Origin of the sequence: Gordonia sp. SMJS1 (genome assembly GCF_029866425.1) — a bacterium.
Lineage (GTDB): Bacteria > Actinomycetota > Actinomycetes > Mycobacteriales > Mycobacteriaceae > Gordonia > Gordonia hongkongensis.
This window is the reverse complement of sequence record NZ_CP123381.1, coordinates 3352402-3368932: the sequence shown is the minus strand read 5'-3', so window position 1 is coordinate 3368932 and position 16531 is coordinate 3352402. Positions and strand designations below refer to the sequence as shown.

General features: G+C 69.7%; 14 protein-coding genes and 1 riboswitch. Of the genes, 8 read left to right on the top strand and 6 right to left on the bottom strand.

The features are described 5' to 3' along the window. Positions 1 to 13: 13 nt before the first annotated feature. Positions 14 to 1561: a leucyl aminopeptidase gene (locus QAD21_RS15285; protein ID WP_280359815.1), complete on the bottom strand. Its 1548-nt coding sequence runs from the start codon at positions 1559 to 1561 to the stop codon at positions 14 to 16. Between the two features lie 109 nt (positions 1562 to 1670). On the opposite strand from QAD21_RS15285, the gene gcvT reads away from it, so the two are divergent. Next, a complete protein-coding gene (gene gcvT / locus QAD21_RS15280) occupies positions 1671 to 2780 on the top strand; it encodes a glycine cleavage system aminomethyltransferase GcvT (protein WP_068972102.1) in 1110 nt (369 codons plus the stop codon). A 91-nt stretch (positions 2781 to 2871) separates the two neighbouring features. Further along, the gene (locus tag QAD21_RS15275; protein WP_058253105.1) at positions 2872 to 3978 is read left to right on the top strand and encodes a branched-chain amino acid aminotransferase; all 1107 of its coding nucleotides are present in this window, start codon (positions 2872 to 2874) and stop codon (positions 3976 to 3978) included. A gap of 16 nt (positions 3979 to 3994) precedes the next feature. On the opposite strand, the gene QAD21_RS15270 is transcribed toward QAD21_RS15275, so the two are convergent. Genes QAD21_RS15270 through QAD21_RS15260 form a run of 3 tightly spaced genes read right to left on the bottom strand, consistent with a single transcriptional unit; the run spans position 3995 to position 7371 of the window. Further along, positions 3995 to 4792 (bottom strand): adenosylcobinamide-GDP ribazoletransferase, encoded by a 798-nt coding sequence (locus QAD21_RS15270; RefSeq protein WP_137808469.1) that lies wholly within the window; start codon positions 4790 to 4792, stop codon positions 3995 to 3997. A 17-nt stretch (positions 4793 to 4809) separates the two neighbouring features. Further along, the gene (gene cobT / locus QAD21_RS15265; RefSeq protein ID WP_137808470.1) at positions 4810 to 6678 is read right to left on the bottom strand and encodes a nicotinate-nucleotide--dimethylbenzimidazole phosphoribosyltransferase; all 1869 of its coding nucleotides are present in this window, start codon (positions 6676 to 6678) and stop codon (positions 4810 to 4812) included. Positions 6679 to 6681: 3 nt separating this feature from the next. Further along, entirely contained in the window at positions 6682 to 7371 is a 690-nt protein-coding gene (locus QAD21_RS15260; RefSeq protein ID WP_058253102.1) for a DUF3043 domain-containing protein, read from the bottom strand. 226 nt (positions 7372 to 7597) lie between these two features. On the opposite strand from QAD21_RS15260, the gene QAD21_RS15255 reads away from it, so the two are divergent. The 4 genes from QAD21_RS15255 to QAD21_RS15240 all read left to right on the top strand — a co-directional run bounded on the left by QAD21_RS15255 (position 7598) and on the right by QAD21_RS15240 (position 10869). Next, entirely contained in the window at positions 7598 to 8683 is a 1086-nt protein-coding gene (locus tag QAD21_RS15255; RefSeq protein WP_137808471.1) for a glycerate kinase, read from the top strand. Positions 8684 to 8899: 216 nt separating this feature from the next. Then, positions 8900 to 9259: an iron-sulfur cluster assembly accessory protein gene (locus QAD21_RS15250; RefSeq protein ID WP_058253100.1), complete on the top strand. Its 360-nt coding sequence runs from the start codon at positions 8900 to 8902 to the stop codon at positions 9257 to 9259. 176 nt (positions 9260 to 9435) lie between these two features. Next, entirely contained in the window at positions 9436 to 10413 is a 978-nt protein-coding gene (locus tag QAD21_RS15245) for a carbohydrate kinase family protein (protein ID WP_189340143.1), read from the top strand. Between the two features lie 65 nt (positions 10414 to 10478). Next, positions 10479 to 10545: riboswitch (guanidine-III (ykkC-III) riboswitch) on the top strand. A gap of 9 nt (positions 10546 to 10554) precedes the next feature. Continuing rightward, entirely contained in the window at positions 10555 to 10869 is a 315-nt protein-coding gene (locus QAD21_RS15240; protein ID WP_068972093.1) for a multidrug efflux SMR transporter, read from the top strand. A 55-nt stretch (positions 10870 to 10924) separates the two neighbouring features. Here the strand turns inward: QAD21_RS15240 and asnB are convergent, their stop codons facing one another. Next, positions 10925 to 12850, bottom strand: coding sequence for an asparagine synthase (glutamine-hydrolyzing) (gene asnB / locus QAD21_RS15235; protein ID WP_065630051.1), 1926 nt, complete (start codon positions 12848 to 12850; stop codon positions 10925 to 10927). 403 nt (positions 12851 to 13253) lie between these two features. On the opposite strand from asnB, the gene QAD21_RS15230 reads away from it, so the two are divergent. Both QAD21_RS15230 and QAD21_RS15225 read left to right on the top strand, forming a co-directional pair. Next, on the top strand, positions 13254 to 14351 hold the full coding sequence (locus QAD21_RS15230) for a cytochrome c oxidase subunit II (protein ID WP_078112804.1): 1098 nt from the start codon (positions 13254 to 13256) through the stop codon (positions 14349 to 14351). Between the two features lie 2 nt (positions 14352 to 14353). Then, positions 14354 to 14770 (top strand): cytochrome c oxidase subunit 4, encoded by a 417-nt coding sequence (locus QAD21_RS15225; RefSeq protein ID WP_058253080.1) that lies wholly within the window; start codon positions 14354 to 14356, stop codon positions 14768 to 14770. A gap of 114 nt (positions 14771 to 14884) precedes the next feature. Here the strand turns inward: QAD21_RS15225 and QAD21_RS15220 are convergent, their stop codons facing one another. Next, positions 14885 to 16333 carry a bifunctional phosphatase PAP2/diacylglycerol kinase family protein gene (locus tag QAD21_RS15220; protein WP_137808472.1) on the bottom strand — a complete coding sequence of 483 codons (1449 nt, stop codon included), beginning with the start codon at positions 16331 to 16333 and terminating at the stop codon, positions 14885 to 14887. Positions 16334 to 16531 lie beyond the last annotated feature (198 nt).

The window sequence follows — 16531 nt, the reverse complement described above, 5'->3', positions numbered from 1 at the left end:
GCCGGAGGTGTTCTCAGCCGTTCGCGGCGATGTCCTCGAGCACGGCCGCGATGGTCCGGACGGGGACGCCCGTACCGCCCTTCGTCGTGTAACCCCAGGGGCCGCCGGTGTTGAAGGCGGGCCCGGCGATGTCGATGTGGGCCCACTGCACGTCCTCGGGCACGAACTCCTTCAGGAAGATGCCCGCGGCGAGCATCCCGCCCCAGCGGTGGGGGGTCACGTTCGCCAGGTCCGCGACGCGGGACTTCAGGTCTGCGCGCAGCTCGGCCGGGAGCGGCATCGCCCAGGCGTTCTCACCTACATCGGCCGACCGGGCCGCGACCCGGTCGCGGAACCCGTCGGTGCCCATGACGCCCGGTGTCCGGGTGCCGAGTGCCACCATCTGGGCGCCGGTCAGGGTCGCGGTGTCGATGAGATAGTCGGGATCGTCCTCGCAGGCCCGCACGATGGCATCGGCGAGGATCAGCCGTCCCTCGGCGTCGGTGTTGAGGACCTCGACCGTGCGGCCGCCGTACTGGGTGAGTACGTCGCCCGGGCGCTGCGCAGTCGACGACGGCATGTTCTCGGCCATGGGGACGGTGGCGATCACCGTCACGTCGACATCGAGTCGGGCGGCCAGGATCGTCGCCGCGATGACCGCGGCCGCGCCGCCCATGTCCGAGGTCATCGCGTCCATGTTGGCGGCGGGTTTGATCGAGATACCGCCGGTGTCGAAGGTGATGCCCTTGCCGACGAGCGCGACCTTCTTCGGCGACTTCTTCGCGGTGTGGGTCAGCCGGACGAGGCGCGGCAGCCGGGACGAACCCTTGCCGACGCCGATGATCCCGCCGTAACCCTGCGCCTCCAGCTGCTTGTCGTCGAGGATCTCGACCTTGAGCCCGGCCTTGCTGCCGAGGGTGCGGGCGCGGGCGGCGAACTCCTCGGGATACAGGTGGCTCGGCGGGGTGTTGACGAAGTCGCGGGCGATCGCCACCGAGTCGGCCACGGCGACCGCGCGCTCCACAGCGGACTTGGCCTCCTTGGACTTCGATTCGACCAGCAGCGTGATGCGTTGCGGCGGAGTCTTCTTGGGCTTCGACTTGTCCGAACGGAACTCGTCGAACCGGTAGGCGCCGAGGAACAGTCCCTCGGCGGCGGCAGCCAGGTCGACGGCCGAGAGCGTGGTGGCGACCGACTCGTGACCGTCGAGTTCACGGGCGACGACGCCGGCGGCCTGCCGGACCTGGTCGGCGTCGTCGAGGTTGTCGGCATCGCCCAGGCCGACGGCGACGACGATGTCGACGGGCAGCGACTCCGGGGCCGCGGTCCGGGTGACCTCGCCGTGGGACCCGGTCGCGCCGAGGGCGGTGAGAGCGGCGGTGATGGCGGCGGCCTGGGCGTCGTCGAGGATGCCGTCGCCGATGGCGAGGGTCGGTTCGGCTGTGGGGTCGGCATTCTCGGCGTCGTCGGGGGACGAGGCGCTGATCAGGCCGATGACCAGGGCGGAGTCGTCCTTGCCGATCGAGGTGGACAGTTCGAGTTCGGGGCCGCGCGTGCGGTCGACGGTGTCGTTCTTGCTCACCCGGTCAACTCTGCCACAGCTCCGGCGGCGCCGAGTCCCAGCGGGAAGACGTGCAGACGAACGCCGCGTCCGTGCCCGGCCGGCGGGGTCGCCCGATAGCGTGGACGGCATGAGTGAACTCCTCGCCGGGCCGATCGCCGACCGTCATGCCGCACTGGGGGCCACCTTCGCCGAGTTCGGCGGCTGGAACATGCCGGTGTCGTACTCCGGCACGGTCGCCGAGCACGCCGCGGTGCGGGAGAGCGTGGGCATCTTCGACGTCAGCCACCTCGGCAAGGCACTGGTGTCCGGCGAAGGTGCGGCCGCCTTCGTCAACTCGACGCTCACCAACGACCTCGGCAAGATCGTGCCGGGCAAGGCGCAATACACGTTGTGCTGCAACGACTCCGGTGGTGTCGTCGACGACCTGATCGCCTACCTCGTCGGCGAGGACGAGGTCTTCCTGGTGCCCAATGCGGCGAACACCGCGTCCGTGGTCGACCAGCTGCAAGCGGTTGCGCCGGAAGGGATCTCGATCACCGACCAGCACCGCGACCTCGCCGTGCTCGCGGTGCAGGGGCCGAAGTCGCCCGAGATCCTTGCCGGGCTCGGACTGCCCGCCGACATGGAGTACATGGCGTTCGCCGACGCCGACCTGACGACCGCCGACGGCGTGGCACCGGTCCGCGTGTGCCGCACCGGATACACCGGTGAACGCGGGTACGAGATCGTGCCGCGGTGGGACGATGCGGGTGCGGTGTTCGACGTCCTACTGGAAGCGATCGCGGCGGCCGGCGGGTTGCCTGCGGGCCTGGGCGCGCGGGACACCCTGCGCACCGAGATGGGATATGCGCTGCACGGCCACGAGCTGGGGCCCGACATCTCGCCGGTGCAGGCGCGGTCGAGTTGGGCGGTCGGCTGGGACAAGCCGTCGTTCTTCGGACGCGACGCCCTACTCGCCGAGAAGGAGGCCGGACCGACGCGTCGTCTGTACGGGTTGCGGGCGACCGGCCGCGGGGTGCCGCGTGCGGGGTGCGTGGTCCGCCTGGCGGGGAAGGACCAGCAGATCGGCACCTGTACGTCGGGGACGTTCTCGCCCACCCTCAAACAGGGCATCGCACTGGCGCTGCTCGATACGGCGTCCGGGGTGCGCAAAGGCGACGAGGTCGTCGTCGACGTCCGCGGGCGGGACCTGGCGTGCGAGGTCGTGATCCCGCCGTTCGTGCCGTCGCACGTGTGACCTGCGGGCCCTCGCGCGACGTCCCACGCAGCCCCGGGGGTCAGCCGACCGGGCCGGGAAATGCTTTTGTGCCCGGCGGTACGATGGCGTGATGACCTTGGAGTTCAACCGTACCGAGCATCCGCACCCGGTGTCTGAGGGCCGGCGCGCGGAGATCCTGTCCGCCCCCGGATTCGGGCGCCACTTCACCGACAACATGGTGATGATCGATTACGACGCAGGGGTGGGTTGGCACAACGCCACGGTGAAGCCGTACGGTCCGATCGCCCTCGACCCCGCGGCCACGGTTCTGCACTACGGCCAAGAGGTGTTCGAGGGGCTCAAGGCCTATCGGCAGCCGGACGGTTCGATCGCCGCGTTCCGCCCCGAGGCGAACGCCGCGCGTCTCCAGCGCAGCGCGGAGCGGCTCGCGATGCCCGCGCTGCCGGTCGAGGATTTCATCGCCTCGCTCAAGGCCCTGCTCGAGGCCGACAACGAGTGGGTGCCCGCCGCTGGTGGCGAAGAGGCGCTCTACCTCCGGCCGTTCATGTTCGCGTCGCAGGCCAGCCTCGGCGTCAACGCCCCGTCCTCCAGCTACATCTACTCGGTCATCGCCTCGCCGGCGGGCGCCTACTTCGCCGGTGGGATCAAGCCGGTGAGTGTCTGGCTGTCCACCGAGTATGTCCGCGCGGCACCGGGCGGCACCGGATTCGCCAAGTGCGGTGGCAACTATGCCGCCGCGTTCCTCGCCCAGCGGCAGGCCACCGAGCAGGGGTGCGACCAGGTCGTGTGGCTCGACGCGATCGAACGCCGCTTCATCGAGGAGATGGGCGGCATGAATCTGTTCTTCGTGTTCGGCTCAGGCGCCGACGCCCGGCTGGTGACCCCCGAGTTGTCGGGCTCACTGCTGCCCGGCATCACCCGTTCGTCGTTGCTGACGCTGGCCACCGATGCCGGCTTCGAGGTCGAGGAACGCAAGATCACCACCGAGGAGCTGCGCAAGGGCGTGGCGTCGGGCGACATCACCGAGGTGTTCGCCTGTGGCACCGCCGCGGTCATCACCCCGGTCGGCCGGGTCAAGGGTGAGGGCGAGGACTACACCATCAACAACGGTGAGACCGGTGAGGTGACGCAGGCGTTGCGTGACACCCTGACCGGCATCCAGCGCGGCACCTTCGCCGACACCCACGGGTGGATGACGGAGCTCTACCGCCGCTGAGCGGCGCCACGACGCCTCAGAGCAGGAGGCCGACGACACCGATCGCGACCCCGAGTTCGATGGTCGCGCCCAGCACGTCGCCGGTCATCCCACCCATCCGGCGAGCGCAGTGCCTCGTGAACCACCACGCGAAGGCGGTCACGGCCAGCACGATCGCACACCCCTGGACGACGGCGGCCACCTCGACGTGGCCGCCGTCGAATCCGTTGGCGGACAGTCCGAGCGGCACGGTTGCGAGCAGGGCCACCACGAACCACGCGGCGACCGAGGAGCGCTGGGTCCCCGCGACCAGGGCGCCGAAACCGTTGTGGTGGGCCGGTTCCAGGGACCGCCGGGTGCCGACGACTGCGCCGAACCGCCCGAGGGCGATCGCGAAAACGAGGTCGTACCAACGAGACCCGTTCGCGAGCGCGGCGAACCCGGTCGACTGCACGGCGAGTGTGAGGACAAGCGTCGCGACGCCGAACGGTCCGACGGTGCCGCTGCGCATGACCTCGGTGACACGATCGGGCGGCCCGTAGCACCCGAGTCCGTCCGCGGTGTCGGCGAGCCCGTCGAGGTGCATGCCCCGGGTGGCGACGCCGAGCAGCACGACGATCAGCACGCCCGCCGTGACCGCCGGGAGGTCGGTCTGCGCGAGCCCGAAAGCCAGTCCTGCCGACGCCGCGCCCAGGGCGGCGCCGATCGCCGGGACCGACGCCATGACCGCCGCTCCCAGCTCCCGGTCGGGTGCGGAAGCGCCTGCGTGACCACCGACGGGTACCACCGTGAGCCAGCTGAACGCGGTGCGCAGCGCCCGGATCGGCGAGATCATCTCGGATCGGTTCGGCGTCAGGTCGTCTGGACGGTGGCGTGTTCGGCCTCCCGGTCGGACACCCCCGCCTCGTCGAAGGTGGCCATCGAGCCGAGCAGGTCGGCGGCGGATTGCACGATCGGCAGTGCCAGGACGGCACCGCTGCCTTCGCCCAGGCGCATCGAGAGGTCGAGTACCGGAACGAGATCGAGGTGGTCCAGCGCGATCTGATGGGCGGGTTCGACCGACCGGTGTCCGGCGATCCACCAGCGCATCGCCCCCGGTGCGAGTTCGTTGGCGACCATCGCCGCGGCGGTGATCACCACGCCGTCGAGAATGACCGGCGTCCGACGCAGCGCCGCTTGGGCGAGGAAGCCGACGGTGGCGGCGAGATCGGCGCCGCCGACGGCGGCGAGCAGCGCGAGGGGGTCGTGGATGACCTTGCGCGCGCGACGCATTCCGTCTCGGATCGCGGCCGTCTTCCGCATCCATCCGGCGTCGTCGACGCCGGTGCCGCGGCCGACGATCTCGACCGGCTCGCGCCGGGTCAGCGCGCCGATGAGGACGGTCGCCGGGGTGGTGTTGCCGATGCCCATCTCGCCGGCGATGAGCAGGTCGGTGCCCGAGTCGACGAGGTCGTCGGCGATGGCGCGTCCGGCGGCCAGCGCCTCACGTGCCTCGGCGAGGCTGATGGTGTCGGTGGTGCGGAGGTCTTCGCTGCTGCGACGGACCTTGTACCGCGACAGTTCCGGCGGGGTGTCGGCGTCGACGGACATGTCGACGACCTTCACCGCGGCGCCGACACGGCCCGCCATCACGTTCACTGCGGCACCCCCCGCGGCGATGTTGGCGACCATCTGCGCGGTCACCTCGGGTGGGAACGCCGACACGCCGCCGCGTGCGACACCGTGATCGCCGGCGAAGACGACGACGGTGGGGGAGATGAGTGGCGCGGGCGGACACTGCCCCTGGCATGCGGCGATCCAGACGCCGATCTCCTCGACGCGGCCCAGCGACCCCGGCGGCTTGGTGAGTACCGCCTGCCGTTTCCGCGCATCCTGCGCGACCGCCTCGTCCGGCGGCGCGATCGGTGCGAACACCTCGGCGTCCGTGGGGTCGGGCCGGGGCCGTTCCGAGACACCCACGCCCGCAACAGGTTCGGGTGCTGCGCCGAAAGTGGTTGCCACCGCGGCCGCCGCTGCTGTGCTCGGCGGCGTCGCGGTCGGGTCGTCGGAGGCGGACGGAGTCGTCGTCGGGGTGTCCGATGCCGGGGTGGCCGAAACCGGGGCGTCCGACGCCGGGTCCGCGTTGCCGGCCGGGTCCGCGCCGGCTGTTGCATGCGGGATTCCGGACTCGTCGGCGGGAGCTCCGGCGGGGAGGTGCAGGACCCGGCCGGCGACGACGAGATCGACACGCTCGCACACCTCGGCGACCCGGACGTTGAGGGTCCCGAGCAGGTCTTGGAACACCCGGCCGGCGGGGGTGGGCGGTACGAGCGAGAGGCCGGCTTCCGGGCTGATGATCACGAAGTCGGCCGACATCGCGCGCAGGGCATCGCACAGGTCGTCGATCCGGCCGTCGAGGTCGATCTCCGAACCCGAGGTCCAACCGTGGACGGCGTCGATCTGCGCGGTGAGCCAGTTGCCCAGGTCGTCGACGAGGGCCGGGATGTCGGGCGCGGCGCGCAGGGCCTGGCCGAGATCGGTCGTCTCGATCGTCGTGTACCGGTCGTCGCGGCGTTCGCGATGGAGCCGGACCCGGTCCATCCACTCCCCGTCGGAGGACGTCAGCGGGCCCGTGGCCAGGTAGCGGATCTGACGGTGGCCGTCGAGCAACGACTCTCCGTGCGCGGACTTACCCGAGCGCACGCCGCCGAGGACGAGGGTGCGCGCTGCGCGATCGGTCATCGATCAGACTTCGTCGCCCGGCGAGACCATCGGCTTGGGGGCGCGCATCTTGCGCAGCTGCATCGCGCGCGTGAACGCGTACCAGCCCAGCTTGAAACCGCCGTCGCTGGACTCGGGGAAACGTTCGGCGACCCGCCGATTGACCATGCGGCCCAGGATCACACCGTCGGCCGCCATCAGCACGACGAAGGCGACCAGGATCAGGTTGGTCAGCGCCGCTGCCTGCGGGACCAGGAACATCAACACGATCAGCAGGATCGCGAACGGCATGAACAGCCCGGCGAAGTTGCGTCGGGCGTCGACGATGTCGCGGGTGTAGCGCCGCGAGGCGCCCTTGTCGCGCGGCATCAGGTAGGCCTCGTCGCCGGCCATCATCCGTTCGCGCTGCTGGAGCCGCTTCTCGCGGCGCTCGGCGGAGAGTGCGCGCTTCTCCTCTTTGGAGAGCGTGGACTTCAGTTCCTTCTTGCGGGCGCGCGCCTCGGCGCGGTTCGTCGGGGGCGGTGCGACGGGACCGCGTCGCTTGTTCTCGGCCTGTCGGCGAGACGGCGTCGGACGACCCTTGCCCGGGGTGTACTTGCTGCCCTTGGTGGAGGGCGCGACGTCGGTGCCGGACTCGTCGTCGGCGGTGTAGGTGGAGACCGAGCTGTCGCCGGAATCCGCCTGGGTGTCGTCCTTCTTCCATGGCAGCTTCACGCTGTAGAGCCTAGGTGATCGATGTTGCGAGACAAACGCGTGGTCGTCGCTTTCGGGTGGTCACCCCGGCGGACTCGGCATCTGCGGCTTCGCGCGGTGTATCGCGGATCCGTCCCGCGTCGATGTCGCGCTGCCGGGTCGGGTTCGGCCACTTACACTCCGTGCTCATGACCGGGAACGGCGCGCAGCGCGGTGGAGCACCCACGGGGCCGACGGCGGGATCCCGGTGCGGATCCTGATCGCGCCGGATTCGTTCGGTGACACCATGTCCGCAGTGGTCGCGGCGCGGGCGATCGCCCGAGGGTGGCGTGCGGCACGGCATGGGGACGAGCTTGTCGTGGCTCCGCAGTCGGATGGCGGACCCGGCTTCGTCGACGTGCTCGCCTCGCGGTTCGGGACCGTGATCGCCGAACCGGTGTCCGGTCCGCTCGGGGCGGGGGTCATCGCGCGATGGCTTCTCGACGACGCGTCGTCGACCGCATACATCGAGTGCGCCCAGGCGTGCGGTCTGCACCAGCTGGGCGGGACGCCGACGCCGCGGACGGCGACGGCAGCCGATACCCGCGGGGTCGGCGAACTCGTCGCGGCGGCGCTGGCGCGCGGGGCCGAGCGGATCGTGATCGGCCTCGGCGGCAGTGCGACGACCGATGGCGGCGCCGGCCTCGTGGAAGCCCTCGGTGGCGGCGACCGCGCCCGGGAGCGACTCCGGGGTGTGGATCTGGTGGTGGCGTCCGATGTGGAGAACCCGCTGCTCGGGCCGTCGGGAGCGGCCGCGGTCTTCGGTCCGCAGAAGGGCGCCGACCCGGAGACGGTCGAACTGCTCGAGACCCGCCTCGCCGACCGGGCGCAGGTGTTGAGTGCGCTCGCCGGCCGGGATGTCGCCGATGAGCCCGGCGCCGGCGCCGCGGGCGGGCTGGGTGCGGCGCTGCTCGCGCTCGGCGGTACCCGGGTGTCCGGTGCCACCGTCGTCACGGAGGCGACCGGGCTGGCGGCCGAGGTGGCCGCGGCCGATGTCGTGGTCACCGGAGAGGGGAAGTTCGACGCCCAGACGCTCCGGGGCAAGGTGGTCGCCGCACTTCACGAGGCGGCCTCGACGATCGGCGCCCGGGGCGCGGGTGCGCCGACGATCGTCCTCGCGGGGCAGGTCGCACTGGGCCCCGACGAGATCCGAGCGGCCGGTGTCGCGGCCGCGTATGCGATCGTCGACATCGCCGGATCGGTCGAGGTCGCGATGAACGATGCGGAGAACCAGCTCGTCGCGCTCGCGACGTCGGTCGCATCCGACTTCCGGGCGGCGGACGGTCCGGGCTGACCTCGGCGTCGCGCCGTGCCGCCGAATCGGGTGCCGACCTCCCGGAAACGCCCGTCCGACTGGACGGGAATACCACGGGGAGGAGTACGGTTGTACGCACGGGCACACCGGTCGACCTCCCGGCGAGCGGGTGAATCCCGAACGACCGTGAGGGCACACCCCAACCACGGCATCGGGCCACGATGCACCGGGACCACACCACTTACAGGAGCATCCATGACCGTGCAGAACGAAACGGGCACAGCCACGAGCACCGGCGTCATCCTCAGCGACGCAGCCGCGTCGAAGGCCAAGGCGCTGCTCGACCAGGAGGGCCGCGACGACCTCGCGCTGCGTATCGCCGTACAGCCGGGTGGTTGCGCGGGCCTGCGATACCAGCTCTTCTTCGACGACCGCACTCTCGACGGCGACATCACCACCGATTTCGGTGGCGTCACCCTCGCCGTCGACCGCATGAGCGCCCCCTACGTGCAGGGAGCCACCATCGACTTCGTCGACACCATCGAGAAGCAGGGCTTCACCATCGACAACCCGAACGCCACCGGCAGTTGCGCCTGCGGCGATTCGTTCAACTGACGCCGTACACGTCAGCAATTTTCCGGTACCGGCCGCATCCCACTTGGGGTGCGGCCGGTGTCGTTTGCCGATGAGTGAGTAGCGTGGACACCTGTCTGTGTCATCACCTGTCCGGGTGAGGTGACCACCTGCTGGGTACATCCGTCGGGCAACCAATCGAAGGGTCGAGATCTCCAGTGGCAATCGTTGTGTGTGGGTCCATCGCAACCGACCATCTGATGAAGTTCCCGGGCAAGTTCTCCGAGCAGCTGCTCGGAGACCACCTCGAACACATCTCCCTCAGCTTCCTCGTGGAGGATCTCGTCGTGCGGCGCGGCGGTGTCGGCGGCAACATCTGCTACGCGATGGGTCAGCTCGGCGGTGCGCCCGTTCTGGTCGGCGCGGTCGGGTCCGACTTCCACGACTACCGCCAGTGGCTCGAAGCCAACGGGGTCGACTGCCGGGGCGTGCGGGTCTCGGAGACCCACCACACCGCCCGGTTCATGTGCACCACCGACGAGACGATGGCCCAGCTCGCCACGTTCTACGCCGGCGCGATGAGCGAGAGCCGCGAGATCGTGCTGTCCGAGGTCATCGCCGAGGTCGGGACGCCCGACCTCGTCCTCATCGGGGCCGACGATCCGGCCGGGATGATCCGCCACACCGAAGAGTGCCGGGCCGCCGGTATCCCGTTCGCGGCGGACCCGTCGCAGCAGCTGGCCCGCCTCGACGGGGAGCAGACCCGCACGCTCATCGACGGCGCCGCCTACCTGTTCACCAACGAGTACGAGTGGGGACTGCTGCGCCAGAAGGCCGGATTGTCCGAGGCGCAGGTCGCGGAGATGGTCGGCGTGCGCGTCACGACGCTCGGCAAGGACGGCGTCGAGATCGTCGACCGCGACGGCACGCGCATCCACGTCCCCGTCGTGCCGGAGACGGAGAAGGTCGACCCCACCGGTGTCGGCGACGGGTTCCGCGCCGGGTTCCTGTCCGCGCTGGCGCGCGGGCTCGACTTCGAGCGGGCCGCACAGGTCGGCTCGATGGTCGCGGTGCTCGTGCTGGAGACCGTCTCGACACAGGACTGGGCCTGGGACCCGGACTCGGCCCTGGCTCGGATCGAGGGCGCCTACGGCGCCGAGGCGGCCGCGGAGATCAAGGCGGCGTTCGCCGGCTGAGTCCGGTTCTCCGGGGTGGTGACGCGTCTGACGTTGCCACCCCCGCCCCGGCGTGAGACGTTGGAACGGAGTCCCGATCGAGGACTCCCGGACGAGGGGTGCTGTACCCGGTGTGCGACAAGACGGCCCGGAGGGAGCGTCATGTCGTGGATCGTTCTGATCGTGTCCGGTGTCCTGGAAGCCGTGTGGGCAACCGCGCTGGGCAAGTCGGAGGGTTTCAGCAAGCTGGGTCCGACGGCCGTGTTCGGGGTCGCGCTGGTCGCCAGCATGGTCGGACTGGCGTATGCGATGCGCGATCTGCCGGTCGGGACCGCCTATGCGGTGTGGGTCGGTATCGGCGCGGTGCTGACCGTCGTCTATGCGATGGCCACCGGTGAGGAACCGGTTTCGCTGCTCAAGGCGCTGTTCCTGGTGATGATCGTCGGCGGGGTCATCGGTCTCAAGCTCGCGCACTGACGCCGTCGCCACCGAAGCCGCCCCGGATTCGTGGGCGGCTTCGGTTGTCGGGGAATCAGACCCGCACGGGGTAGGTGTGGTCGATGATCTCCGGGACGATTGTGCCCTCGACGAAGATGCCGTGCCAGACCATGAACATCAGGACCGTCCAGAGACGACGGCTGTTGTCCACCACGCCTTCTCGGTGCTCGTTGAGCATCGCGACAACCGCGTCTTTGGCGAAGATGTGATCGGTCTGCGAATGCATGATCGTGTCGTGCGCCCAGTCGAACATCTCGGTGCCGGCCAGCCAGTGGCGGATGGGGACCGGGAAGCCGAGCTTCTTGCGATGCAGGACGTGCGCCGGGACGATCTGCTCCAGCGCCTTGCGCAACGCGTATTTCGTTGTGCCGTGCGCGATCTTCTCGTCGTGGGGGAGACCTTCGGCGATCGCGAAGACCTCCGGGTCGAGGAACGGCACCCGCAGCTCGAGGGAGTTGGCCATGGTGATCTTGTCGGCCTTGACCAGGATGTCCCCGCGCAGCCAGGTGAAGAGGTCCAGATGTTGCATGCGGGCCACCGGGTCCCAGCCCTGGCTCATCGCGTAGATCGGTGCGGTGACGTCGGTGTGGGTCCATTCGGGACGGTAGTCGCGCAGCACCGCGCGGAGCCGCGCGTCGTCGAAGCTGCGGGCGTTGCCGTAGTAGCGCTCCTCGAGCGTGAGCGACCCGCGGTGCAGCAGGCTCTTGCCGCGGGTCCCCTCCGGAATCCGCTCGGACACCTTGCCCGCCGCACGACGCAGCGCACGGGGCAGCCGGTCGAACGCGGCGAGGGACAGCGGTTCCTTGTAGATCGTGTAGCCGCCGAACAACTCGTCGGCGCCCTCGCCGGACAGGACCACCTTGACGTGCTTGCGCGCCTCGGCGGCCACGAAGTACAGCGGGACGAGTGCCGGGTCGGCGACCGGATCGTCGAGGTACCAGACGATCGACGGGATCGACTCGATGAACTCCGACGGCCCGACGACCTTCACGACATGCCGAGCGCCGATCGCCTCCGCGGACTCGGCGGCGACGTCGACCTCCGAGTAGCCCTCGCGCTCGAAGCCGGTGGTGAAGGTGATGAGGTCGGGGTTGTGCCGGATCGCGAGCGCCGCGATGGCCGTCGAATCGATGCCGCCGGACAGGAACGACCCGACCGTGACGTCGGCGCGCATGTGCTTGGCGACCGAATCGGCGAGGACGTCGGCGATCTCGTCGTACCGCTTCTGCCGGGTGGCCTCGGTGACCGGGCGAACACCGAACTGCGGGGTGAAGTACCGCCGGATCGACAGGGGACTGCCCGGCGTGGCGGTCGCGTGGCAGCCCGACTCGAGCCGCCGGATCGACGCGTGGATCGTCTCGGGCTCCGGGACGTACTGCAGCACGGTGTAGTGCTCGATCGCGCGGGGATCGAGCTCGGTCGACAGCCCGACGCGTTCGATCAGCTCGAGCAGGCTCTTCTTCTCGCTGCCGAAGATCAGCCCGCCGGGGCCCGACGCGACGAACAGCGGCTTGATGCCGAACGGGTCGCGGGCGAGGAAGAGCGAGCGGTTCTCGGTGTCCCAGATCGCGAAGGCGAACATGCCGCGAAGCCGTTTGACCGCGTCGGGGCCCCAGTGGTGGAACGCTGCGACGATCGCCTCGCTGTCACCCTCGGTCCGGAACAGCACCCCCTCGTCCTTCGCCAGCTCGGCGCGGATCTCCAGGTAGTTGTAGATCTCGCCGTTGAACACCAGCGCGTAACGGTCGGGATTCTCGGGCGGGCCCCAGCGCAGCGGCTGATGCGAATGCTCGATGTCGATGATCGAGAGGCGGTTGAACCCGAACACGATGTCGTCGTCGTGCCACGTGCCGGGCTCGTCGGGTCCACGATGCCGCATGCAGTGCGAGGCCACCGCCACCGGTTCGACGACGTCGGCGGCCGTTCCGTCGGATGTCAGCAGGCCGAGCAGACCACACACGTCTCGTTCTCTCCGTTCAGTTGCCAGTCCACGCACGATTCCGACGCCGGGCCGGATCGCGTCCGAGTATGCCTGAAGCGGCGGGCGGAGTTCCTATGTGGCGCGGTGGGCCGTGCGAGCGAACGCGACTGTCGCGCGCGACCCGTGGGCGCCGGTGCGGGGCCGAGGGAGGGGGACACGACGCCGATCGCGCCCCGATTCCGACAGCTTCCGCGGGTTGGTCTACGCTGCGTAGTACTAGGTGCAAGAATTGCTGTGTGTCCACGGCAAGACCTTGCCCCGTGCAGGTCATGTGGCATGCACTCACCTCGGCGCGAGGGCGCCGGTGAGCGAGCAGGAAGGCGTGAAATTGGCACACGGTGGACGGCCCCGAGCGAGGCGTGTCTCATCAGCGTCGCGGACGATGAAGCGACTCGGATTCGTCGCCGCTCTCGGCCTCGGCGCACTGCTGATGTCGGGTTGCAGCGCCAGTGAGGCGATGCGTTTCGGTTGGCCCGAGGGCGTCACGCCCGACGGCAAAGAGATGGTCGATCTGTGGACCTGGTCGGTCATCGCGGCGCTGGTCATGGGTGTCCTGGTCTGGGCGCTGATCTTCTGGACGATCACGTTCCACCGCGCGAACGACGCCAAGAAGGGCGTGTTCCCGCGCCAGACGGCATACAACGTGCCGCTGGAGCTCACCTACACGGCGATCCCGTTCGTCATCATCGCCGTGCTCTTCTACTTCACGGTCATCGTGCAGAACAACGTCGAGGGCAAGAACAACGACTCCAAGGTCGTCGTCGACGTCACCGCGTTCCAGTGGAACTGGAAGTTCGGCTACAACCAGGTCGAGTTCTCCGACGGCACCACCTACAACGGCTTCGAGCAGAACGGAAACCCGTTCGAGGTCCAGGCCCAGACCGGCAGCGGCGCCGAGACCGAGCACGCCGGCAGCGACGAGGGCGGCGAGCACGGTGAGCTGCCCGGTCCGGCCGGCGGTCGTGACGACGACATCCGCGACTACCTGAAGTTCGACCGGATCGAGACGGTCGGCTCGTCGTCGGAGATCCCGGTCCTGGTGCTGCCGACCGGCAAGCGCATCGAGTTCAACATCGCCTCGGCCGACGTCATCCACTCGTTCTGGGTGCCGGAGTTCCTCTACAAGCGCGACGTCTTCCCGTTCCCCGAGCAGAACGCGACCGACCCGATCTTCCAGATCAAGTCGATCGACCGGACCGGCGCCTTCGTCGGCCGCTGTGCCGAGATGTGCGGTACGTACCACTCGATGATGAACTTCGAGGTCCGCGCCGTCTCGCCGGAGGACTTCGACAGCTACATCCGGTTCCGCGAGGCGAACCCCAGCGCCACCAATGCGGAAGCGCTCGCGTCGATCTGCCAGGCACCCGAAGCGGTGACCACGGTGCCGTTCGACACCCGCCGCGCGACCGACGGCTCCGTCGGTGCCACCGGTGATCCCGACAACCCGACCCTCGCCAACTGCACCAAGGAAGTGAGCTGACGATGAAGATCGAGGCACGCCTCTTCGAGATGCTGACCGCCTTCTTCTTTCTGACGGGCGTCGCATACACCCTCTTCACCGCGTTCACCAGCAAGGGCATCGAGTGGGTCGGCGTCGTCGGCCTGTTCTTCGCGGCCGGCCTGACGCTCATCGCGGGCACGTTCTTCCGGTTCGTCGCCCGGCGCGTCGAGATCCGTCCCGAGGACTACGAGGACGCCGAGGTCGAGGACGGCGCCGGGGAGCTGGGCTTCTTCAGCCCGCACTCCTGGTGGCCCATCCTGATCGCGCTCGGCGCCTCGACGTTCGCGGTCGGTTTCGCGACCGGCAACTTCTGGCTGGCGATCTTCGCGGCCGTCGTCATCATGGGCACCGCGGCGGGACTGGTCTTCGAGTACCACGTCGGCCCCGAGAAGCACTGAGCGACAGGCACTGACGCCGACGCCGCACGGCGCCGCGCACGCACCACGAGAGCGCCCCACCGGATCTCCGGTGGGGCGCTCTCGTGTCGTCGCCGAGCGACCCTCGGTGAGCGGTCAGGGACGCTCCCGGCCGACCGGCCGGAAGACCTTCAGGACGCGGTAGTCCACGCGGAAGTCGGCCTGCGAGAACGACTCCTCGACCTCGCCGTCGTGTGACACCGCGACGGGGCCGTCGACCGCGGTGAAGCGGAACTCGGGGACCTGCATCTCGTGGTACAGGTGAGAGCGTTCGAGACGACCGAGCGCCAGTGAACCCAGGAGGCGCAGGGTCGCCCAGCGATGGCTCGTCTCGAGGATCCGTACGTCGAGAAGGCCGTCGTCGAGCCGGACGCGTCGCGACGGCAGGAATCCGGTGGGCTGGTAGATCGAGTTGCCGACGAGGAACAGGGACGCGTCGAGTACACGGCCCTCGACCTCGATTCGGACGTGCGGATCTTTGCGGAGGACGTGCAATACGGCCGCCGCGGTCGCGAGCGGCCGGCTGATCCGCCGCTGCAGGCGTCGGCGGACCCGGACGAAGTCGGGGTGCGCGCCGATGCTCGCGGTGTTGAGGATCAGGCGGGAGTCGTTGAGCCACATCGCGTCGACACGGGACGCCGAACCCGAACGGATCGCGTCGATCGTAATGTCCACCGTGCCGCAACCGATGTCACGCGCGAAGTGGTTGAACGTGCCGGCCGGGAAGACCGCGACGGGAATGTCGGCGGCCAGCGCAGGAGCGGCGGCACATGCCACGGTGCCGTCGCCACCGGCCACCCCGAGGATCTCCGCTCGGGCCGCCACGTCGGCGAAAACGGCTGCCATGTCGTCGGTCTCGTCGAGTTCGATGATCTCGGCGGCGGGTAGCCGACCACGGATCTCCTCGAGGACCCGGCGCCCACGGCCGTCCGCGGAGCCCGGGTTGACGACGACGACCAGACCTGCCCCGTCGGGGTTGGGTCCCACGTCGACGACCGACGGGGCGGCCAGGGACAGCGACGGTTCGGTGATGGGCGGCACGACACGGGCACCGATGGTGGCGATGACGGCGCCGATGCCGAGCCCCGCGACCACGTCGCCGGGGTAGTGTGCCCCGGTCGCCACCCGGGACAGCCCGACGAGCCCGGCCAGTGCCGACAACAACAGACCCGCGGGCGGATTCTCGACGGCCACACCGACGGCGAAGGCGGCAGCACTGGCCGAGTGTCCGGACGGCAGCGAGTTCGACGTCGGGCGTCGACGACCCCGCCGGGACAACGGGATCAGTCCGTGGGAGGGCCGCGAGCGGTTGCGGATCCGCTTCGCCCCCTGGTTGGTGACCAGACTCGTCACGGCGAGCGAGACCAGTCCGCGTGCGGCACCGCGCTGCAGCGAGGGACGGCCGGACACGGCGAGCCCGGCGGCGATCGCCATCCACAGCTTCGAATGGTCGGCGGCCCGGGTGAGTATCGGCATCGTCACGTCGAGGAGCGGGCTCGGGGACCGGGCGATCGAATCGTAGATCTCGGCATCGAGAGTGCCCATCCCGCGGGTGATCTGGGACAGACCGGAACTTCGGGGAGGTGACCGGTGCATGGGGTACACCGTGCCACATCGGACCCGCGCCGGCAGCCACCCCGGGGGAGGGGAGTGGTGTCGGTCGGCGACGTGAGCCACTATGCACAACGAACCGCGGGCCGTCGCGCACCAGATGGTGCTCGACGGCCCGCGGTGGGTCGTGCG

Excerpts from the sequence above, each read along its gene's own strand:
- gcvT (WP_068972102.1), top strand. The coding sequence starts at position 1,671 with ATGAGTGAACTCCTCGCCGGGCCGATCGCCGACCGTCATGCCGCACTG.
- QAD21_RS15275 (WP_058253105.1), top strand. The coding sequence starts at position 2,872 with ATGACCTTGGAGTTCAACCGTACCGAGCATCCGCACCCGGTGTCTGAG.
- QAD21_RS15270 (WP_137808469.1), bottom strand. The coding sequence starts at position 4,792 with ATGATCTCGCCGATCCGGGCGCTGCGCACCGCGTTCAGCTGGCTCACG.
- cobT (WP_137808470.1), bottom strand. The coding sequence starts at position 6,678 with ATGACCGATCGCGCAGCGCGCACCCTCGTCCTCGGCGGCGTGCGCTCG.
- QAD21_RS15250 (WP_058253100.1), top strand. The coding sequence starts at position 8,900 with ATGACCGTGCAGAACGAAACGGGCACAGCCACGAGCACCGGCGTCATC.
- QAD21_RS15240 (WP_068972093.1), top strand. The coding sequence starts at position 10,555 with ATGTCGTGGATCGTTCTGATCGTGTCCGGTGTCCTGGAAGCCGTGTGG.
- QAD21_RS15230 (WP_078112804.1), top strand. The coding sequence starts at position 13,254 with ATGAAGCGACTCGGATTCGTCGCCGCTCTCGGCCTCGGCGCACTGCTG.
- QAD21_RS15225 (WP_058253080.1), top strand. The coding sequence starts at position 14,354 with ATGAAGATCGAGGCACGCCTCTTCGAGATGCTGACCGCCTTCTTCTTT.
- QAD21_RS15220 (WP_137808472.1), bottom strand. The coding sequence starts at position 16,333 with ATGGGCACTCTCGATGCCGAGATCTACGATTCGATCGCCCGGTCCCCG.